Origin of the sequence: Phytoactinopolyspora mesophila, assembly GCF_010122465.1 — a bacterium.
In the GTDB taxonomy this organism is placed as follows: domain Bacteria; phylum Actinomycetota; class Actinomycetes; order Jiangellales; family Jiangellaceae; genus Phytoactinopolyspora; species Phytoactinopolyspora mesophila.
In genome coordinates this window covers 354,479-374,769 of record NZ_WLZY01000001.1, presented here as the reverse complement: position 1 = coordinate 374,769, position 20,291 = coordinate 354,479, and the positions used below count along the sequence as shown (strand labels likewise).

General features: G+C 66.7%; 17 protein-coding genes. 8 read left to right on the top strand and 9 right to left on the bottom strand.

Annotated elements, in window-relative coordinates:
- The first annotated feature begins 49 nt into the window (after positions 1–49).
- The gene (locus tag F7O44_RS01690) at positions 50–619 is read left to right on the top strand and encodes a thioredoxin family protein (protein WP_222850952.1); all 570 of its coding nucleotides are present in this window, start codon (positions 50–52) and stop codon (positions 617–619) included.
- A 79-nt stretch (positions 620–698) separates the two neighbouring features.
- Positions 699–1,643 (top strand): bifunctional helix-turn-helix transcriptional regulator/GNAT family N-acetyltransferase, encoded by a 945-nt coding sequence (locus tag F7O44_RS01685; RefSeq protein ID WP_162448451.1) that lies wholly within the window; start codon positions 699–701, stop codon positions 1,641–1,643.
- 16 nt (positions 1,644–1,659) lie between these two features.
- Here the strand turns inward: F7O44_RS01685 and F7O44_RS01680 are convergent, their stop codons facing one another.
- Entirely contained in the window at positions 1,660–2,346 is a 687-nt protein-coding gene (locus tag F7O44_RS01680; protein WP_162448450.1) for a FadR/GntR family transcriptional regulator, read from the bottom strand.
- Positions 2,347–2,513: 167 nt separating this feature from the next.
- Between F7O44_RS01680 and F7O44_RS01675 the strand changes: the two genes are divergently transcribed.
- The 5 genes from F7O44_RS01675 to F7O44_RS01655 all read left to right on the top strand — a co-directional run bounded on the left by F7O44_RS01675 (position 2,514) and on the right by F7O44_RS01655 (position 7,289).
- The gene (locus F7O44_RS01675; RefSeq protein WP_162448449.1) at positions 2,514–3,758 is read left to right on the top strand and encodes an aminotransferase class V-fold PLP-dependent enzyme; all 1,245 of its coding nucleotides are present in this window, start codon (positions 2,514–2,516) and stop codon (positions 3,756–3,758) included.
- A gap of 26 nt (positions 3,759–3,784) precedes the next feature.
- Positions 3,785–5,113 carry an extracellular solute-binding protein gene (locus tag F7O44_RS01670; RefSeq protein WP_162448448.1) on the top strand — a complete coding sequence of 443 codons (1,329 nt, stop codon included), beginning with the start codon at positions 3,785–3,787 and terminating at the stop codon, positions 5,111–5,113.
- Positions 5,114–5,127: 14 nt separating this feature from the next.
- A complete protein-coding gene (locus F7O44_RS01665) occupies positions 5,128–6,069 on the top strand; it encodes an ABC transporter permease subunit (protein WP_162449265.1) in 942 nt (313 codons plus the stop codon).
- A 5-nt stretch (positions 6,070–6,074) separates the two neighbouring features.
- Positions 6,075–6,965, top strand: coding sequence for an ABC transporter permease subunit (locus F7O44_RS01660; protein ID WP_162449264.1), 891 nt, complete (start codon positions 6,075–6,077; stop codon positions 6,963–6,965).
- Positions 6,966–7,079: 114 nt separating this feature from the next.
- On the top strand, positions 7,080–7,289 hold the full coding sequence (locus F7O44_RS01655; protein WP_162448447.1) for a PspC domain-containing protein: 210 nt from the start codon (positions 7,080–7,082) through the stop codon (positions 7,287–7,289).
- 71 nt (positions 7,290–7,360) lie between these two features.
- Here the strand turns inward: F7O44_RS01655 and F7O44_RS01650 are convergent, their stop codons facing one another.
- From F7O44_RS01650 to F7O44_RS01635, 4 genes are all read right to left on the bottom strand, one after another.
- Positions 7,361–8,347: a class I SAM-dependent methyltransferase gene (locus F7O44_RS01650; RefSeq protein ID WP_425501354.1), complete on the bottom strand. Its 987-nt coding sequence runs from the start codon at positions 8,345–8,347 to the stop codon at positions 7,361–7,363.
- Positions 8,348–8,528: 181 nt separating this feature from the next.
- Positions 8,529–9,890, bottom strand: a complete 1,362-nt coding sequence (locus F7O44_RS01645) for an FAD-binding oxidoreductase (RefSeq protein ID WP_162448445.1) — start codon at positions 9,888–9,890, stop codon at positions 8,529–8,531.
- 155 nt (positions 9,891–10,045) lie between these two features.
- Positions 10,046–11,680: a LuxR C-terminal-related transcriptional regulator gene (locus tag F7O44_RS31495; RefSeq protein WP_162448444.1), complete on the bottom strand. Its 1,635-nt coding sequence runs from the start codon at positions 11,678–11,680 to the stop codon at positions 10,046–10,048.
- A 102-nt stretch (positions 11,681–11,782) separates the two neighbouring features.
- Positions 11,783–12,445: a TetR family transcriptional regulator C-terminal domain-containing protein gene (locus F7O44_RS01635; RefSeq protein ID WP_162448443.1), complete on the bottom strand. Its 663-nt coding sequence runs from the start codon at positions 12,443–12,445 to the stop codon at positions 11,783–11,785.
- A gap of 28 nt (positions 12,446–12,473) precedes the next feature.
- On the opposite strand from F7O44_RS01635, the gene F7O44_RS01630 reads away from it, so the two are divergent.
- Complete coding sequence (locus F7O44_RS01630) at positions 12,474–13,232, top strand: GAP family protein (RefSeq protein WP_162448442.1); 759 nt, start codon at positions 12,474–12,476, stop codon at positions 13,230–13,232.
- 71 nt (positions 13,233–13,303) lie between these two features.
- On the opposite strand, the gene F7O44_RS01625 is transcribed toward F7O44_RS01630, so the two are convergent.
- The 4 genes from F7O44_RS01625 to F7O44_RS01610 are packed head-to-tail and all read right to left on the bottom strand — an operon-like array spanning position 13,304 to position 20,285.
- Positions 13,304–14,038, bottom strand: coding sequence for a class I SAM-dependent methyltransferase (locus F7O44_RS01625; protein WP_162448441.1), 735 nt, complete (start codon positions 14,036–14,038; stop codon positions 13,304–13,306).
- Between the two features lie 53 nt (positions 14,039–14,091).
- Positions 14,092–14,670 (bottom strand): GNAT family N-acetyltransferase, encoded by a 579-nt coding sequence (locus F7O44_RS01620; protein ID WP_162448440.1) that lies wholly within the window; start codon positions 14,668–14,670, stop codon positions 14,092–14,094.
- 17 nt (positions 14,671–14,687) lie between these two features.
- The gene (locus F7O44_RS01615) at positions 14,688–16,124 is read right to left on the bottom strand and encodes a TIGR02679 family protein (protein ID WP_222850949.1); all 1,437 of its coding nucleotides are present in this window, start codon (positions 16,122–16,124) and stop codon (positions 14,688–14,690) included.
- Positions 16,125–16,169: 45 nt separating this feature from the next.
- Complete coding sequence (locus F7O44_RS01610) at positions 16,170–20,285, bottom strand: TIGR02680 family protein (RefSeq protein WP_162448439.1); 4,116 nt, start codon at positions 20,283–20,285, stop codon at positions 16,170–16,172.
- Positions 20,286–20,291: the final 6 nt, after the last annotated feature.

Genomic DNA, 20,291 nt, shown 5'->3' with positions numbered 1-20,291 from the left:
GCGGCCTCTAAGGCAATCAATTGACTCAAATCCGCCCAAGGAGGCTCCCGTGGCCGTCGAATCCCGCGACACCACTGTCGGAACGCCAGCGCCAGACTTCGCCTTGCCTTCGGTCGACGGCGAAGAGTTCACTCTCGCGTCGTTCTCCGGCGCGTCGGCGCTGCTGGTGGCCTTTGTCTGCAACCACTGCCCGTACGTCCAGCACATCGAATCCAGCTTCGGCGCACTCACCGGCGAGTACGCCAAACATGGACTCGCCACGGTGGCGATCTGCACCAACGACGCCGATGCTTATCCCGACGATGACGCTGAGCACCTGCAAGCGCAAGCCAACCGGGCCGGCTGGCAGTTCCCGTACTTGATCGACGCCGACCAGCGTGTTGGGCTAGCTTACGGCGCGGTTTGCACCCCCGATCTCTTCCTGTACGACGCGGACCGTCGTCTCGCGTATCACGGCGCGTTCGACGAGAGCACCCCTGGCAACCACAAACCCGTCACCGGCGCATCGCTACGTGCGGCATTCGACCTCGTGCTCGCCGGCAAGCCAGTGCCGCTCCCCCACCGGCCGGCCATGGGCTGCTCGATCAAGTGGCGCCCGGGCAACGAACCAAGCGCCTGACCGGCCGCCTCGGCACGCGAGCGCAGGACGTTGACAGATAATCCTTGACGGCGACAAAGAAAAGTTTGACGATGTCATCATGACCGGTGCTGCCATCGAACAAAGAACCGTCGGCACACGAGTGAGTGCGGTGCGCCGATTCAATCGCTTCTTCACCGCACACATGGGCCTGCTCGACCAAGGTCTACTTCAGTCCAGGTTCAGCGTCACCGAGGCACGTGTCATCTTCGAGCTGGCCCAACATGACGGCCTCGCCGAGATCACCGCGGTGCGCGCCGCGATGCACATCGATCCCGGCCACCTCAGTCGCGTTCTGGGCAGGCTGGAGAAGAAAGGGTTGGTGGAACGCAGCGTTTCCGAGCTCGACGCCCGCAAGCAGGTGGCGTCTCTGACCGCCACCGGCCGTGACGCGTTCGCCACCCTCAACGCCCGCTCCGAACAGCAGGCGGCCCGCTTGCTCGAACAGCTCAGCAACGACGATCAGCGGCACCTGGTGAACGCATTCGAGACCGCGGAGCGACTCCTCAGCGCACGGCCTGCGCCGCGAACCATCGTGATCCGTGGGTTACGCCCCGGCGACCTCGGCTGGGTCGTCCAACGACACGGCCGCCTCTACGCCGACGAGTACGGCTGGGGTCAGGCGTTCGAGGCGCTTGTCGCTCAGATTGTCGCCGACTACGGCCGGGACCACGACCCGGCGCGCGAACAAGCTTGGATCGCCGAGGTCGACGGCAAACCGGCTGGTTGCGTGTTTTGTGTTCGCAAGAACGACCACACCGCACAACTCCGGCTGCTGCTGGTCGAGCCGTGGGCGCGGGGCGACGGCGTCGGCGGCCGGCTCGTGGACGAGTGTGTCCGGTTCGCCCGCTCGGCCAGGTATAAGTCTCTGGTTCTTTGGACCAACGATGTGCTCACAGCGGCGCGGCATCTCTACATCAAGACCGGTTTCCGGCTGGTCGAGGAAGAACCACACCGGAGTTTCGGCCACGACCTGGTGGGCCAGTACTGGGAACTACGCCTCTGAGCGCACCCCGCCATGGTCACCCCTCCGCGGGTGGGCGGTGTTTGCGCAGCCAAACCTCCGTCTGCGCCACATGTGTGGCTGCCGCCGCCGCGGCCGCGGCCGGGTCACGAGTCTCGAGTGCACGCAGGATGGCCCGATGCCCGGAGTCGGAAAGCCGCTTGATCTCACTGGCGTCCGCCGTGCGGAAAATCCGGTAGGCGCGTGAACGCGAACGGAGCACGGAGAGCAAGGCGGCGAAAGCCTGGTTTCCACCCAACTCAACGATGCGCATGTGGAACGCGTGATCCAGTCGCGACTGCTCGTCGTCGTCGGTCGTTGCCTCAAGCTCATCCAGCACGGCCGACAGCTCGACGATGGTGTCGTTGTCCACCCGTGCGGCAGCCATCGACGCCGCGTGCGCCTCGAGAGCGCGACGCAGCTCATACAGCTCCAGAACAGCTTCGAGTGGCAACAGGCCGACGGTCAGCGACAGACTCTGGATCACGTCCGCCGCCTTGAGCTCACCCACGTAGCTTCCCGACCCGTGCCGCGTATCGAGAACCCCCAGGGCGGACAGCATCCGGATCGCCTCTCGCAGCGATCCCCGCGACACACCCAGCTTCTCGCACAGCTCACCCTCGCTGGGCAGCTTGTCCCCAGGGCCGAGCGTTCCGTCGGCGATGATCGATCGCAGGCCGTGCAGGGCCGTCTCGACCGCACTCATGAGGCCCCCTTTCGCGGCACAACAGTACGTGGTATGTTTCCACGCCATCAAAGTTGTTTGACAACTTGCTCATTCTCTCATGGAATGTGGGGCGTTATCGCGTCATCGTGGCATTGTTGTCGAACGACTACCCGAGAATGCGTCCCCGCCCGGTCCCAAGGAGATCCATGGAACACCCCGGCCTCATCCCGTCGGTCGTGCGACTGGCGAGCTCGGGGCGTGCGCGTGAGGCATGGCCGCTCGACCCTGACCTCGTCCACCTCAACCACGGCTCCTTCGGCGCGGTGCCCACCCAGGTGGTGGAGTACCACGAGCAGTTGCGGAAAAAGGCCGACCGCAGTCCGGTGAGCTGGTTTCCCCGGATCGGCGAGTACGTTGCCCAAGCTCGCGAGCAGATCGCTCCCTTTGTGGGGGCAGCAGCCGGTGACCTCGCCTTCGTGCCCAACGCGTCGGCCGCCGCGACGGTTGTCTTCAACAGCCTCCGGCTGCAGCCGGACGACGAGATCCTCGTGACTGACCACGGATACGGCGCGGTCACCATGGGGGCGCGGCGACTCGCCAGGCGGTTCGGTGCTCGGTTGCGAGCGATCCACCTCCCGCTCCTCGACGGCGAGGACGAGATCGTCGAGAGATTCGAGGAGGCGATCGGTGATCGCACCCGGCTAGTCGTCGTCGACCAGATCACCTCCCCCACGGCCCGTGGGCTCCCGACGAAGCGCATCACCGAGGTTGCCCACTCCCGCGGCGCACGTGTGCTGGTCGACGGTGCGCATGCGCCAGGCCTGATCGAGCATCCGGTGTCTGAAGCCGGTGGCGACTGGTGGTTCGGCAACCTGCACAAGTGGCCATGCGCACCGCGAGGCGCCGCGCTGCTCGCCACCAGCGCCGTCGACCGGCAAGAGCTGTGGCCTCTCATCGACTCGTGGGCCGCCGAGGATCCATTCCCGGCCCGCTTCGATGTTCAAGGCACCATCGACGCGACGAGCTACCTGGCGGCGCCTCGTGCGGTCGATTTCATCGAGCGTGAGTACGGCTGGGCACGCACTCGCCAGGTGATGGCTGAACTCGCCGATCACGGAGCCGCCGTGATCAGCACCGCCTTGCAGCCGCATGTCACGTCGTCAGCGTCCGTCGAGCTACCGATGCCGACGCCGTCGATGCGGCTGATCCGGCTGCCCGACGGTCTCGCCCGAACCAGAGAAGAGGCGGACGACCTGCGGATGCAAATACTCGACCGAACCGGCGTCGAGACGGCGTTCACCAGCTTCGACGACGTCGGGTACCTACGTTTGTCCGTCCACCTCTACACCGAGTCATCGGACTTCGACGCGTTCGTCGAGCGGTGTGTGCCGCTCATCGTCGAGTTCGCCTCGCAACGACCCACGAACCCTCCGACCCCTTCCACGACGTGACAACTGTCCAGAAAGGCAGGCGCACCGTGAAAAGCACCAGACTGACCACCACCGCCGGGATGGGTATCGCCGTTCTCCTGGCGGTCACCGCCTGCTCCGGCGGATCCGATTCGGATGGAACCAGCTCGAACGGATCACAGGACGGTGAGGTGACCCTGCAGATGGTCGAGAGCCTCACCAACCCCGCACGCACCGAGCTCATCCGGGGCCTGCTCGACGAGTTCGAGGCCGAGAACCCCGGCATCAACGTCGAGCTCGTGTCGCCGCCGACCGAGCAGGCCGACCGGACGATTCAGCAGATGCTGCAGTCCGGCTCCGGCGTCGACGTGCTAGAGGTGCGCGACATCACGGTCGGCCCGTTCTCGAACAACGGCTGGCTGTACGACCTCAGCGACGAGCTCGCCGAGTGGGACGGTCTGGACGCGCTCACGGAGAATGCCCGCGCCGTGGCCGAAGGCGACGGGGCCAGCTACTTCGTCCCCTACGGCTTCTATGGCCTGTCGCTGTTCTACCGCACCGACCTGGTCGAAGAAGCGGGATTCGACGGCCCGCCGCAGAGCTGGGAGGACTTGCTCGAGCAGGCGTCGGCGATCCAGGACCCGGCGAACAACACCTATGGCTACGCGTTCCGGGGCGGCCAGAACGCGAACAGCAACGTCGTCGTCGCCATCGAGGCCTACGTGATCGACGATCTCGACACCGAGAACGCCTTCCTGTTGAACGACGGCAGGACGATCTTCGCCGCGGACGAGGCGCAAGAGGCACTCGACCACTACTTCGCGTTGTTCGAGGATGCGTCGCCGCCGTCGGCGGTGTCCTGGGGATACCCCGAGATGGTCGAAGGCTTCACCAACGGCTCAACGGCGTTCCTGCTGCAAGACCCGGAGGTGATCGCGACGGTGCAGGAATCCACCACGCTCACCGCCGAGCAGTGGGACACCGCTCCCCTGCTCACCGGGCCGTCCGGCAAGGCCGCACAACCGCTCGCCGTCGCCGGGTGGGGGGTCACCGAGGCCAGCGAGCACAAGGACGAGGCGGCCGCACTGGTGCAATTCCTCGCATCGGAAGGACCCGCCACTGAGTTCGCCCAGGCCAACAGCCTCGTACCGATCATCGCCGCCGCCGCTGACGACGAGTTCTACGCCGAAGGGCCGTGGACCAGCTACGTCACGATGACGGAGAACCCGGACACCTACGTCAACGTCGCCCAGCCGCGCGGGGTGAGCTGGTGGACCGAGTGGATCCAGAAGTCCGATCAGGAGATCCAGAACGTGTTGCTCGGCAATATGACCACTGCCGAGCTGCTCGAGTCGTGGGACACGTTCTGGACCGAGAAATACGCGTCCGAGGGGTAACCCGCGTGAGCGCAGTGACCTCCGGCCGGAGGCGCCCCGCCGCACACGCGGGACGGGGCGCCTCCGGCGCGCGCCGGGCGGCATTCGGTCGCCGGCACGCGCTGACCATCCTCGCCTTCCTCGCACCGGCGATCGTTTTTGTGTGCTGGTTCACGTACTACCCGATGCTGCAGGGTGCGCGGATGGCGTTCCTCGACTGGAACCTGTGGGATCTGACCAGCACGCCGTTCGTCGGTCTGCAGAACTTCAGGACGATCTTGAGCGACCCCGTCTTCCCGACGGTGGTGGCCAACTCCGCGCTGTGGGTGATCGGGTCACTGGTGCCGCAGTTCGTGATCGGCTTCGCGATCGCTCTGGCGCTACGTAAACGGTTCCGCTTCCGCGGCGTCTACCAGGCACTCGTGTTCTTCCCTTGGGCGGTGTCCGGCTTCCTGATCGGCATGTTGTTCCGGTGGATGTTCAACGCCGAGTTCGGCGTGATCAATGACCTGCTCATGAAGGTCGGGATCATCGACACTCCGGTAGCGTGGCTCGCCAGCGCGGGACTGGCGATGTTCTCGGTGATCGTCGCGAACATCTGGTACGGCGTCACCTTCTTCGCCATCATGATCCTCGCCGCGCTGCAGTCCGTTCCGGACGAGATGCTGGAAGCCGCGAGCATCGACGGCGCCGGAAAGGTGCGGCAACTGTTCTCGATCATCATCCCGTATATCTCCATGACCTTGTACCTCGTCGTACTGCTGCGGGTGATCTGGATCTTCAACTTCCCCGACATCATCTACGCCATGACCGGCGGCGGACCGGCCAACCAGACCCACATCGTCACGACCTGGATGATCAACTACACGCAGCAAGGAAACTACGGGCTCGCGAGCGCCATAGGGCTGTTCGTCGTCGCATTCCTATGTGTCTTCTGCACGTTCTACCTCGTCGCGATGCGGAGGTCGAGCCGATGACCGCCATGCTCTCCGAACGGCCCGCGGCGACGCCGGCGATCGAGCCGGACCGCGGCGGTCAGCCCAGGCGCAGGGTCACCGTCGGTGGCGTAGTCCGGGTGGCCGGCCTCGGCCTGTGGCTCGTGTTCACCCTCTTCCCGCTGTATTGGATCACCGTCACATCGTTCAAGGCGCCGGGATCGATCAACCGGTTCCCGCTCGAGTACTGGCCGAGCGAGCCGTCCATCGACAACTACCGCGGCCTGTTCTCCCACAGCAACTTCGGGGTGTTCCTCAGCAACTCCGCGCTGGTGGCGCTGGTGGCCGGAGCGACGGCGACGCTTATCGCGCTGTTCAGCGCTTATGTGCTCGCGCGGTTCGAGTTCCGCAGTAAAGGCGCGGTGATGATCGCCTTTCTGCTCACCCAGATGATCCCCGCGTTCATCGCCTTGGGTCCGTTGTATTCGATGATGTCCGACCTCGGGATGGTCGACCACAAGTTCGGCCTGATCCTGGTCTACATCGCCATCTCCATCCCGTTCTCGACGGTAATGCTGCGCGGCTTCTTCGAGAACGTGCCGGACGCGCTGGAAGAGGCAGCGATGATCGACGGTTGCTCTCGCCTGGGGGCGCTTTTCCGTGTGCTTGTGCCGGTGATGACCCCGGGCATCATCGCGGCGTTCATCTTCAACTTCGTCAATTCATGGAACGAGCTGTTCCTCTCGGTTGTGCTCATGCATTCCGAGCAGAACCGGACCATCCCCGCAGCGCTGAACGGGTTCATCTCGACGTTCAACATCAACTGGGGGTCGATGTCCGCGGCCGCGGTGCTCACCATCCTGCCGACCATGGTGCTGTTCGCACTGGCGAGCAAGTGGATCGTGCAGGGACTGACCTCGGGGGCGGTCAAGGAATAGGACACCGGACCAGCTCGGCAACACGGCGACCCCCAGGAATCCCGACCGGGAGTCAGGGATCAATCAGGTGACTTCCCGAGGCGCGGAGGCGGCCATCCGAGTCATGCTGGAGGCATGAGAAAACTCACCCGTCCCCGCAGCGGCCGGATGCTCGCCGGAGTATGCGCCGCCATCGCCGACTACTTCAAGATCGACGCCACTCTCGTGCGCCTGGGTGCCGTGGTGCTCGCTGTCTTCACATTGGGCACCGCGGTAGTGGCATACGCGGCCGGCTGGCTGCTGATACCAGAAGAGCAAGACGAGCACGCAGCGTGGAACGTGTAATCACGTACCACATCGACCGCCCCTGTCAGCCGGTGCACCAACGATCCGGGCCCATTCATTCGGCTCCGCCGCTACGGACGGGCTTCGAGCACCATGAACGACGGGGTCTCCGTGGCGCGGCGGAACCGGGTGAACCCGGCTTGCTCGGTGACCTGCCGCAGGCGCGACTCACCGGCCTGGGCTCCGAGCGCGTCGCCGGCCCCCTGAGCCAGCGCACTCGGAGTACACACGAATGTCGACACGGAGAAGAACGTCCGTGCCCGCACACTCTCTGTGAGCTCCTCGTCCGTCCGCGGTTCGGTGAACATCCACGTCCCGTCGGGCGCCAGCGCATCGCGGATCCGGCGGGCAGCGCCGACCGGGTCGCCCCACTCGTGCAGGGCGTTGAACACGCAGATGAGGTCGTAATCCGCACCGCCGAAGTCCTCAACACCGGCCACCTCGAAGGTCACTCGGTCACTCACACCAGCTTCAGCGGCAGCTTCCCGAGCGGCCTCGATCGAGCCGGCGTGTGAGTCGAAGCCGGCGAAGGCCGACTCCGGGTAGGCCTCGGCCAGCAGGATCAGCGCGACCCCGTGCCCACAGCCGAGATCCGCGACCCGGCCGCCCGCCACGAGCTTCTCGTGCACTCCTTCGAGCGCGGGGATCCAGTGCTGGACGAGATTGCCGCGGTAGACCGGCCCGAAGAACCGCTGGGTTCCAAGGAACAGGTGCGGGTGGTGCTCGCCCCAGCCGATCCCGCCGTCCCCACGGAAAGCCTGCGCCACCCGGTCGACGTCCTGGTGGTTGGAGTTCGCGGCTATCGTTCCGCCGGGTAGATAGGTCGGGCTCGTCGCATCAGCGAGGCACGCCGTCTGTTCGGGTGTCAGCCAGAAGGTGTCAGTCTGCGCGTCGTGTTCGCAGTAGGCGCTGGCGACCTGAGCCGAGAGCCATTCACGTACGAGCCGGGGATGACACTCCGTCGCGGCGGCCAGCTCCTGGGCCGAGCAAGGACCGATAGCCGCCAGTCGCGCGAAGAGTCCCAGCCGGTCGCCTACGACGAGGGTCGCGGCGTGCATCGTCGCCGCTTGATCGGCAGCGAAGCGCTCGATGAAAGCTTGCAGGCGCTCGGGATCGGCTGCGCGCGCGGGCGGCGCCCCGGTCGTCGTCTGGGTGTTGGTCGTCGTCGGTGCGCTCATTTCCAAGACCTCCTACTACACGTGGGGCCTGCGGTCCCGCAGGCTCCGCCGTCTCGATGTGTCACACCTGGATGTTCTGGTTGAGGTGGAACGTGTTCGCCGGGTCATAGACCCGTTTGACCTCGACCAGGCGGGCATAGTTCTCCCCGTATGTGGCGCGGATGCGGTCCGGGCCCTCGTCCATCATGAAATTCACGTACGCGCCTCCCGCCGTGTATGGATGGACGGCTTCCCAGTAGTTCCGCGCCCATGACGTCAGCGCCCCGGCCCGCGCCGGATCCGGATCGATCCCCGCGATCACCATCGACCAGGTCGCATCCCGGAACTGCCATGCGGTATCCGCGACGCTGACGTCGTGCACCGCGCCGTCGATCGGGTAGAGGTGCATCAGGGAGAGCTCACTCGGCGCCTGCGCCGCGTGTTCGAGGTGAACGTCAATGGCCTCGTCAGGAAGCTCACGCACGACGTCGCCTTTCCAGTACCACTGCAAGCCCGGCGGCAGCAGGGGGTCGAACATGCGCTGCAGGTGCGGGTACGGCATGGTCGTACACCCGTCGAGCAGCGGAGCTGGCAACTCTGCTCGAAGTGGCCGCATCACTTGCTCGGCCTCGTCCGCGGAACCGTCGAAGCAGCAGACGAGCGCACAGATCTGACGCCCCCACAACTCCTTGGGGAACGCCTCCACAGACGGCACCTTCTTCAGGCCGAGAAACGGCGAGAAACGCTTGGGCGCCTGGGGCAGGAACTCCCGGTACCAGCGCATGACCTCACGAGCGTCGGAGATGTCAAAGAAGATCGGCCCGCCGTACACGGACGTGACGGGATGCAACCGGTACCGGAAGCTGGTCACCACACCGAAATTCCCGCCTCCGCCACGCAACGCCCAGAACAGGTCGGGGTGCTGACTCTCGCTGGCGGTCACGAACCGTCCGTCAGCGAGAACGACGTCGGCCTCGAGCAGGTTGTCGATGGTCAATCCATGCTGTCGCGAGAGGTAGCCGTGCCCGCCACCCAGCGTCAGCCCCGCGACGCCGGTCGAGGACACGATGCCAGCGGGAACAGCCAGCCCGAAGGCGTGGGTGACGTAATCGACGTCGCCCTGAGTGCAGCCGGGCTCGGCCCGGACGGTGCGTTCGTGGGGATCGACGTGGACACCCTTCATCGGTGACAGGTCGATGACCACCCCGTCGTCGCAGGTGGCGAACCCCGCGCCGTTATGGCCGCCGCCTCGGATCGCAATCGGGATGTGGAGGTCGCGGGCGTAACAAACCGCGTTGATGACGTCGGCGACGCTCGTGCACCGCACTATGGTGCGCGGGCGCTTGTCGATCATCCCGTTGTAGAGCTTACGAGCGTCGTCGTAGCGTTCGTCGTCCTTCTCGATGATGTCGCCCCGGAGGCGTTCGTGCAGGTCGATGGTCATGTGCTTCTCCCCTCGCTGTCGATGCGTCGACGCTACGAGGGGATACCTTTGCGGCTCATCGGGTTTAGCACCCAACCGCGACCGTCCATATACGTGGAACCACCCACACACGTCGCGGTCGCGCTATCACCGTCCGGGGCCTCGGCGCGGCGCTGTTACTCGGCGCGAGGCACCAAGCCCTGCTCATGGGCGTAGGCGGCAGCCGCCGTCCGCGAACCGCAGTCCAGCTTCACGAAGATGTTCGACAGGTGACGCTCTACCGTCCGCTCGCTGATCACGAACCGGTCGGCGATCTGGCGGTTGGTGCGGCCGGCCGCGACCTCGGCCAGCACCTCGATCTCTCGAGCTGTCAGCCCGACGTCACTGCGGGTATGTCCGCGCAGACCGTCGACAATCTTGACGTCGCCGACGGCACCCAACCGGTCGAACAGTTTCCTGGCCGCCTCGAGCTCTCGCGCCGCACCGTCCCGGTCCCCCGCCGCCGCACACGCGCGGGCCAGCAGGACCCCTGCCCGAGCGGCGTCGTAGGGCAACCCGAGCTCGCGCCACGTGCGACACGCGGTGCGAAGCAGCGCCAGCGCCGGCTCCGCCTGCCCCGATGCGAGCAAGCAGGCGGCGCGGCTGGTCTGCGAGGTCGCGACGAACCCGTCACAGCCGAACCGATCAGCGATGGCGGCGACCTCGTCGCATGCCTGCCCCGCGAGCTCGAAATCCCCGGCCTGCAACGCGATCTCCACCTGGGCGGCGCGAAGGGGCAATCGTCTCAACGGGTCGTCGGTCCCGGCCAGCGAAGCTTCCAGGGCCGAGGCAGCCAGCTTCGGCCTCCCGCGGGCCAGGTGCAGCAACGCCAAGCCGGGCTGCGGGTCGCGCCCACGTGCCCGTGCCTGCTCGTAGGCGTCCTCGGCATCGTCGAAGAAGCCCCGAAGCCGGCAAAGCTCCGCCACCTGGTAGTGCGCCTCGGCTGCGCTGGCCACATGGATGTGCTCGAGATCCTCGCAGACCCGCGCCGCTTCCGCTTCGGCCTCTTCCCAGCCTCCAGTCGCCTGCAGCACCTGCGACCGGTGCACCCGGCAGATACCAGTGAACAACACCGCGGCGGGTAACGTCTGCAGCCACTCCTTGGTCGCTCGAGTCCATGCCACGGCCCGCCGCACGTCCCCCAGCTCGTGGCACGCCGCCATGAGGTGACAGTAGATGTTGCCCGCCCACTCCGAACTCAGGTCTTCGGTGAGCACAGCCACCATGGCCTCGTCGAGCAGCGCGAACCCTTCCGCCATCCGGCCTTGTTTGAGCAGGGCCCGGCCTTCCCCGAGGATGCCCAACGCGACGAGGTTCGGATCGCCATGCTCACGACCCAACACACCGACCCGGGCGGCCGCGGCCGCCACCTCGTCGTAGGCCGGGCCGCCCATACCCGCCTCGACCTGGGTCAGGTACATCAGGTAGCCGTGCTCTGGCGCTTCGGACTGATCTTCCAAGAGCCGCTGAGCCCGGCGCAGCCACCCGGACCCGAGGACGCCGTCCCCGCGCAATAACAGATCGACGGCGATGTGAATCGCTGCCATCGCGGCGCGCCCGGGCCGGTCTCCGTCGAGATAGCGGCGGTACGCCTGCTCCCCCGCCGCCAACGACTCATCGACCAGGCCGAGCCACCAGGCCGCGTCGGCGAGCGCGAAGGCGTCGTCGGCCGACAGCGGCTCGACGGCGGCGGCCTCCGTGAAGCTGTCTCGGGCAGCCTGCCAGTCACGTCGGCGATGGGCTTCTCGAGCTGCGCTCAGCGTCTCATGCACGTCCGTCTCCTAGCAGCGCTCAGCCTCACTCTAGTCTGCATCGACCATCGCGAACCGTGCGCGCGGGCGCCGGCCGGCGTGGAAATACCGACATCGCGGGGGTCATGGCCACCACGATGTCGGTACATCCACGGATCCGCCCGCTTGAGATGCTCCTCGGTTCGTTTCTTCCTCCAGATGGTCGAGCAGTCCGGCGAGCCGAGCGGCGACATCCTCGAACGCCAGGAGGCCGGGGTTGAGCACACACTGGTAGGCAAGCCCGTCGAGGGTCAGGTGGAATCGTTCGATGATCTGATCCTTGAGCTCTGCCGGTAGATCTGCCCCGGCGGTCCTGGCGAGTTCGGTGACGGCGAATTCAGCCAGTGAGCGGCATCCTTCGTAGGCGCTGCGACGGAGCTGCGCGCCGCGCCCGGCCTCGTCGTCGATCTCCGCGAGGCGAACGAACACGGTGATCTCCGTGGCCCTCTTGGCATCCAGCGGCAATATCTCGGCGAGAACTGCCCCAACGCGTTCTTTACCGGTCAGTTCCTGATCGGCAAGGCGTCGCCGGATTCTCTCCGTGGATTGTTCGAGCACGTGTTGAGCAGCGAAGATGAGTAGTTCGTCGTGGTTGCGAAAGTAGTACCGCATCGCCCCCGACGTCATCTGCGCTTCGGCGAGCACAGCGCGCACCGACGCTCCGCGTACACCGTCGCGCATGAGGACTGTCCAGGCCGCGCGGGCGATCTCTTCACGTCGTTGCTGTCGCCGTTCCGCACGCGTCACTCAGCCAAGTTAGCACGATCGTGCTAACTTGGCCGCGAGCCGGGTCGCCGAAATCGAGGGGCGAATCTCCATGGACATCACCACGATCGCCACGCTTGCGGTCATCGCACTGATCGACAGCACCAGCATCGGCACCCTCGTCGTGCCGCTGTGGCTGATGCTCGATTCACGCCGATCGGCGTCGAACGTCATCCTGTATCTAGCCGCGCTGTCCGGGTTCTATTTCGCCGTCGGCGCCGTTCTCATGCTCGGCGCCCGGTACGCCATCGACGCCGCCGGGGAGCGCATCTTCAACTTCCTCACCACGACCACCGAAGGCGGCTACGTCGTCCTCGCCATCGGGATCTCGCTCATCGTCGTCAGCTTCGCCATCGAACCGAAACGCCGGGAACGGATACGTGCGGCTCGCGGTGAAGGCGACACACGCCCATGGACCGAACGGATCAGCGCCCGCCCTCCACGCGCCCGCTCAACGATTGCCCTCGCGCTCGGGGCGGGTGCGCTCGAAGTCGCGACGATGGTGCCCTACCTGGCCGCGATCGGCATCATCGCGTCCGCCGACGTGTCCGGCGTAGTGCGCGTGTCGGTGCTGGCGGGATATGTCGTCGTCATGGCGGTTCCCGCCGCAGTCCTCCTGACAGTCAGGCGAGCAGCTGGCACCCGGGTAAACGCGAAACTGGAGCGCATGAGGGCATGGCTGATGAAACACAGCGCCGGCACGATCTCGCTGCTCCTGCTGATCCTCGGTATCAACGTCGCGATACGTGGAGCCGCGCTCATCCAGTGATCAACGCGAGCGCCAGGAGCTCGAGAATGTACCTACATCCTGGTGGTTCTGGTGACCGCAATGTCGGTAGATCAACGGGTGGACGCACGCACCACGAGGACGGGTGAGTCAGTGGTGACGGGTTCACCACGCCAGCCGCCGGAGATGGTGACGTCGTCGAACCCGGCTTCGCGTAGCGCGTCCGCGAACTCGTCGGCGCCGCGGAAGTACAGCACCGACGTGTAGATGCGCACCTCTCCGTCCGGCAGCACGTTGTGGGCATCGAACACCACCCGGCCGTCGGCCACCTCGGTGACGTCGAGCCACTCACGTAGCCGGCCGAGGTCGGTGTCTCGCTCCCCATAGGTGGCCGCACGTGTCCAGGTTTCCCACTCCCGGAAGCCAGGGTTGCGGGACTCGAAGCTGAACGTTCCACCAGGCCGCAGTGCGGTCGCAATGTTGCGCAGCGTTGCCGGAAGCTCCTCGGAAGAAACATGCATGATCGCGTTGCCGGTGCAGACCGCAAGATCCACCGATGCGTCAGGCTCGATGGCCGCAGCGGTGCCCAGGATCCACCTCACCGCGTCCGCCCCAGGCTGTCGGCGCGCCCAGTCCAGCATCGTGGCACTCGGGTCGATCCCGACTACTGTCCGGTCCGGCCGGACGAACGAGCGAGTCAGCAGACCCGTGCCGCAGCCCAGATCAAGAATGGACCGGGCGCCGATCTCGTCGGCCAGCGCCCGGTAATAGTCGTGGTCTGCTCCGCCGGGGTTGTCGATGTCGTAGAGCGCGACCAGTTCGCGGTCGCCATATGGGTCTGGGGCCATTCGGCAACGCTAACCGATCTTTTCGCCACCATCCGCTTCCCGTCGGAGTCACCTCATTGCAGGTCCAAGCGCATGAGGACACGCGGGAAGCCGCCGGAGACCGAGTCTGTGTCAGCGGCCTTGATGAAACCCGCTCGCTCGAAGAGCGTGCGGGTGCCCACGTACGCCATCGTGGTGTCGACCTTCTTCCCTTCGTTGTCGACCGGGTACCCCTCGATCGCAGGTGCGCCATGCGAGCGCGCGAACGCGACAGCACCCTGGAGAAGCGCATGAGAGACGCCTTTGCCTCTGTGGCCAGGGCGCACCCGGATGCACCACACCGACCAGACCGGCAGCTGATCAACATGCGGGATCTTCCTCGACCGGGCGAAAGGCAGTTCTGACCGAGGTGCGACCGCGGCCCAGCCGACGACCTCGTCATCCTCGTAGGCCAAGACACCGGGTGCGATCTCACGAGAGCACAGCTCCCTGACGTATTCGCCGCGGGCAGGTCCGACGAGTTCCCGATTGGTCTTCGAGTCGAGCCGGTGACTCAGGCACCAGCACACCGACGAGCTGGGATTCTTCGGCCCGAGCATGGCCGAGACGTCGTTGAACCGCTCCAGCGTTGCGGGGCTCACAGCAAAATTCACGTGTCTACCCTCTCGCGTCAGTCGGCCAGGTCACGGAGCAGGTCGTCGAGCACGAATTCTTCCTCGATGCGAAGACCATGGTGGGCCATCGTCGTCGATAGTTCAGGGTCCCACGGCGTGCCAGGTACCCCTCCGTGGGGCTCCGCCAGCTTCTCCAGGCGACAACCGGTGCGCTCGATCCCTTCCAGTGCGCTCATGTAGTCGGCAGCACGAAATCGCCACGGCTCCCACCCCACCTGCGACGTCATTGTGCGAGCGATACTGATCCCGCCCCAGTCGAAGTCACCGTGATAGCGCAACGCGGCTCCGCATTCTCCCAATTGATTCAGGAGAGCAACGGCCGCGGAGCCGGGCTGTCCACCGACGCACACGACCGGCGACGACGCCGAACCCAGCTGGTCGGCGGCGGCCGACACGACAGCGGGATTCTCACATACATAGACCACAGACGGGATGACACCGGGATCATCGGCCATCACCTGACGAAGAGTCAGGACGACAGGTTGGCCAGCCCCAGACAGCTGCGCGAGCGCATACGCCGTGGGAGAGGACGTTCCACCCGGCAGACCAAGCGTGAGCACCGACGACGACAAGTCGTCGACGAGCACGCCCACCGATGCCCACGCGTATCTTCGCCACGCTGCCGTACCGCGTCGAACGCCTGATTTTCCCGCTGCGGCAGCGGCAGTCGTCACGGGAACCGACGACTCCAACCTGCTGTCGACCGGACTGTGGGTGACGATTCCGAAGAGTTCCGACTCGAACAACACCGGCTCACCAGTCTCACCCGCCCACGCACTGGTACCGATCACGCCCGCCGCGTCGGCGGCCAGGTTTCCCAGCGCGGTGCCGGCGTCGAGCGCGTGAGCCCGATGCAAGACACGGGCGGCGAAGCCGGCTAATGACTCGCCCTCGGTTGGCAGCGCCCGCACTACCGCCGTGAGGTCATCCACCAGCGCCAACGCGTCCTCGGCGTTGCCTGCGATGCGTTTGAGATGGCCACGAGAACGCACACGTTGAACCCACTCCTTCAGCTCGAGCCGCTCGGCGGCAAGCTCGACCAGCCGGTAGTCCACCGCGCGCCAAGCGTCGCGCAGCGCCTGCCGTTCAGCGGGATCATCGACCGGGCCCTTCAACGCAACCACGGCCGCCGCGAGCCCTTCCGGCCAGGCGCCCGATGTACGCAGGACCTGGTCCAGCTGACCTAGAGACACAGTCACCGAGCGGCCCTGGCCCACCGAGCGGCCGAGGAGCCGACCGGCGGCGGCACGCTGCGGATCGGATGCGCGCGACAGCGTGATGCTGCCATCCAGCGCCGTACCCTTGGCCAGACGAGTTCGCGCCCGGTCAACGATCCATTCCGTCTCGGGCACACCGAGTAGTCGCCGCAGCCGTTCGAGATCACCGGTCGTCATCGCATCCCACAGGCTGTATTTCCGGGTACTCGGCACCATGACCAAACAGCGCCGTGGCCTGTGTCCTGCTGTCTGATCTCGAGATCACGTCCACAGACTCCCGGCGGCAGGTTCGGGATCGCTATCACGTTCTACCCTCGTACGGGTCAGGCCGTCCCACTCCCACAAGGTAACCAGCACCGCTGGGATGCCCTCAACCCGGGACAGCTGTGCGATCGACAGGCCCGGGACCTCTGGGTAACAGCCCCACTCGCGCTCGCTGGTCATCACCACGTCCAGGTCGAAAGCACGAAGCAGGCCGAGCGACTTGGCACGCGAGTCGTCGTCGACCCCGGCGAATGCCTCGTCCAGCGTGACCAGCCGCGCAGCGTGTGGCTTGGTTGCCGTCCGGTAGTGCGACGACGCGGCCGCGAACAGCGGAATGCTCGCAGCCAGGACCCGCTCTCCGCCGGATGCGGGGCCGGAGGCAGAGCGCCATGCCCCGTTCTGGTAGCGCTCGACGGTGAACTCGTGCCACGAGCGGTAGTCGAGGGCGCGTTCCAGATGTTCATGCCAGGTGCCTGTCTCGTCGTGGTCGCGCTCGTCGTTGATCTGCGCCTGCAAGAACCCGCCGATCTCGCGACGGTCCTCCGCACTCCACGCATCCGCGAGCTGCAACAGACGACGGCGCGCCTCGGGCAAGCCGGCCGGGCCGTCCCGGCGGAGCCGCCAGACGACACGCAGCTTCATCCCGGTAGATGTCGGGCGCTCCGAAAGCTCCTCATTTAGGGCACGAACCTGGGCCTCGGCTTCGGCGACCAGGTCCGCAAGGTTCGCACCGACCTCAGTGACCAAATGGTTCTCGATGATCTCACGCTCTCGAGCCCCGAGGAGGCGTTCCCGCGCCTCAATGTCCTCCCGGAGCATGACGACGAGCTCAGGCACGGGCACCTGGCGGCCACCGAACAAGACCGACACGGTGTAGCCGTCGTCGTTCGGATCGCCGACCGCGCTGTGCCCGTGCCGGCTCAGCGCCGTCTGCAACGCGGTGACCTCCGGCCCCAGCCGTGCATACACACGCTCGTACGCTGCGTCGTCGGCCTCGATCTCGGACAGCTCCTGCTCGACGGTCCGCGCGAGCGCGACGGCCTGGGCGATGCTCCATTCCTCGTCGGGGTCAGGCACCGTCAACGTGGGACACGCAACTCCGAGCACGCCCCGGCTCGTGGTGCGGCGCAGCGCCGCTATGGCCTGGCTTCGATCGTTGTCGGCATCGTGCTGCTGTTCGGAGAGCTGGCGCTCCTGCTCTCGCATGGTGGCCAACTTCTCCCGCACCTGTGTGAGGTGCTCACGCGCACTCTCCAGCTGCGCTTCGGTCTCTTGCTTGTTCCGCTTCACCGTCAACCTGCGTTGCTGGAATTCACGGACGTCGGCGCCGACAGTGCTCTCCAGCGTCTGATACCGCGTCTCAGCCGCGGCCAGCTCGTCGTCGCTGCGCTGCTTGCGTTGCCCGGCGCTGGCATGCCGTTTCGCCGTCTCGAGGCGGGTGGTCTCAGCCGCAGCCAGCCGCCGGGCCTCCCGCGCTGCCACGTCGACCGCGTGCCACAAGCTGGCCAGGGCCGCCGCGTAGGTGTTGACGGCGGAGCTCACCTCCTCGAGGTCCGCACGGGTCGTGGGCAGGTCCAGCGTGGCCGCTGTCTCTGCGAGTTCCGCGGCGTCGCGCTGCGCCTTCGCTCGTGCTTCGTCGACGGCCGCCACGGCCCCATCGCGTTGACCGGTTGCCTCGACCACGCCATCGTGTGCGGACTTCACATCGGCGTACGAGTCCCGCAGCGCGGAGTCGCTGGGCAGCTCGTCGACCTCCCGCTGCACCCGGCGTGCTCGCTCCTCGAGCTGGTCCAGCAGCCGGGCCACCTCGGCACGCTCGATCCGGACAGCCTCCAGCTCGGCCCGGGCCTCGGCCATCCGCCGTTGCCGCGCGGCCTCGCGGGCCCCCTCACCGATGTACGACGCCTCCGTTTTGGACCACGCCCCCGTGACGACGCCGAGCTGGAACCGCCCGTCCGCCGACACCCAGGCTGGCGCCTCGTCGGCCACCCTGCGTGAGCCGCCGGAGGCCGGACGTACGCCGACGCTGCGCAGCACGGCGTTGACATCGCTCACTCGCACGCCGGCGGCGTCGGGCGGGAGCTCCGGGCGCAGCACGCCGGCCAAAGTGACCGGCTGGGGAGCCGACGCGTCGTCTGAGGCTCCGTCCACCGGGCGTGGTTCGAGGAGGAGCTCACCGTCGGCGGGTGAGCGCACCTCGCCACCAGGCAGGATGTGCGCGTCGAGCAACCCAGCCGCCTCGAGGGCCGCTTCGAATCCCGCCCGCTCCCCCGGGCTGGTCGTCTCGGCGAAGTCGATCGAGCGCCACAGCGGGACCCCGGGCATGTCGTCGTTCCGTGTGTGCCGGGCCGGTGGCGGCTGGGATCGACCCTGCTCCAGGTCGGCGATCTCCTGCTCGAGCTCGTCCGCGTGCGCCTCGAGCTCGCCGTCACGCGCCCTCCCGCGGGCACGCGTCTCGGCGATCTCGTCACGTACTCGTTGTGCCGCCTCGGCCAGCGCAGCCGCAGCCGGGTTCGCGCCTTCAAGCGTGGTGCCCCACTCCTGCAGGGCGTCGAGCACCGGCACGACATCGCCGATCTGCACCTCGACCAGCGCTTGCAAATGTGATCTGACCTGGGCGACCAACTCTTCGCCGGCACGGGTGGCTGCCGCGTCGGCTTCGTTTTGCCGGGCCAGCCGGCGGTCAAGCAACGCGGCCATCTCATCCAGCCAGCGCTGCGCCGCGGCCAGCTCCTGGTCGGACTTCTCCGCGGCAGTCATCAGATCGCGCACCCGCGTTATCGCGCGCCGTCGTCGCTGGACCACGTCGTGGGTCGCCTGTTTGGCGGCATCGACGGCGACGTCGACGTCAGCGACGGCCCCGGCGTGCTCGGTGGCGACGCCGGCCGTCCCGGCAGCCTCGGTTGCCTGGGCGCCCGCCGTCTCGCGCTGTTCGGCAGCGGACTCGGCATCCGCCCGTACCGCTTCCACGACCTCGTCCGCCGTGACCAGCTCACGCGTTGCGCTCTCCAGGACCTCGGCCGTGTCCCGTGCCCGGTCTTGTGCGGCCGACTTCTCCCGCTCGGCAGCACTTAGCTGCGCCTCGGCCTCGGCGTGCTCGCCTTCGAGCAGTGCCTCCCATTCCGCTTCCAGTGACAAGAGCTGCTGTCGCAGCGTGGCAACCTGCTGACCGGCGGCGGTCGCCGCTTCGTCCTGCTCGTGTAACGCTTCCTGAGCGCGGAGCAGCTCGCGGCCGAGATGTTCGAAGGTGGCCTGTGCTTGCCGGGGGCCCTGCGCGCGGCGCCGACTGATCACCTGGGCGTACCGGCGGTAATGCTCCAGGAACGCTTCTGCCGACCGCGCGGTGTCGGACAGTTGCTCAAGCTGCTCGCGCTCCTCATCCAGGCCACGAAAGCCTTCGGCGACGTAATCGATGAGGTCAGCCCGGACGGGAGGGAGTGACTCGGTGAGGGCATCGGAGAGCGCACGCTCGCTGGGCCGCTTGGACAGCTGCGGCTGACGAAGCTGGACGAGCAGGTCGACCAGGGCGTCGTAGCGGCGCTCGCCGAGGCCGAACAGGTTCTCGTCGACGGCGCGCCGATAGTCGCGCTTGGCGTCGTAGATGCGCCCGTGCGTGTCCAGCGCCTCGCTCAGCCGCTCCCGGCTCAGCGCCGTGCGGGTGGAGTCGAGCAAGGCGAGGTCGTCCCCCACGCGTTGACTGGTGACGAAGAACCAGTGCTTGACCATGCCTCGCCCGGCGACCGCCTTCAACCCCGCGCCCAGGGTGCAGAACAGCGGGCTGCCGTCCGCTCCGACGCAGCCGAACTCCAGCCACGCGTAGCCGAGCCGCTCCTGGTTGGGGTGTGCCCCGCCGAGAAGCAGGTTCCATTCCATCCGCTTGTTCGGGTCGGCGTCAGGTTCCACCCGTCGAGCGGACAGGTCCGCGTCCAGCAGGAACGGCAGAGTGAGTGCCAGGACCTTCGACTTGCCGGTGCCGTTGTTGCCCCGCAGCAACAGCCGGCCGTCGACGAACGGGAACACCTCGTCGTCGTAGTAGAACAGGTCGATCAAGCCGAGCCGTAGCGGCTGCCAGCGGCTCGACGAGGGCGCCGGCAGCTCGATTGCTGTGCTCATCGACAA

Coding starts and splice junctions, on each gene's coding strand:
- F7O44_RS01685 (WP_162448451.1), top strand. CDS start 699: ATGACCGGTGCTGCCATCGAACAAAGAACCGTCGGCACACGAGTGAGT.
- F7O44_RS01655 (WP_162448447.1), top strand. CDS start 7,080: ATGAGAAAACTCACCCGTCCCCGCAGCGGCCGGATGCTCGCCGGAGTA.
- F7O44_RS01645 (WP_162448445.1), bottom strand. CDS start 9,890: ATGACCATCGACCTGCACGAACGCCTCCGGGGCGACATCATCGAGAAG.
- F7O44_RS01675 (WP_162448449.1), top strand. CDS start 2,514: ATGGAACACCCCGGCCTCATCCCGTCGGTCGTGCGACTGGCGAGCTCG.
- F7O44_RS01660 (WP_162449264.1), top strand. CDS start 6,075: ATGCTCTCCGAACGGCCCGCGGCGACGCCGGCGATCGAGCCGGACCGC.
- F7O44_RS01680 (WP_162448450.1), bottom strand. CDS start 2,346: ATGAGTGCGGTCGAGACGGCCCTGCACGGCCTGCGATCGATCATCGCC.
- F7O44_RS01615 (WP_222850949.1), bottom strand. CDS start 16,124: ATGGTGCCGAGTACCCGGAAATACAGCCTGTGGGATGCGATGACGACC.
- F7O44_RS01625 (WP_162448441.1), bottom strand. CDS start 14,038: ATGGCCCCAGACCCATATGGCGACCGCGAACTGGTCGCGCTCTACGAC.
- F7O44_RS01650 (WP_425501354.1), bottom strand. CDS start 8,347: ATGCACGCCGCGACCCTCGTCGTAGGCGACCGGCTGGGACTCTTCGCG.
- F7O44_RS01610 (WP_162448439.1), bottom strand. CDS start 20,285: ATGAGCACAGCAATCGAGCTGCCGGCGCCCTCGTCGAGCCGCTGGCAG.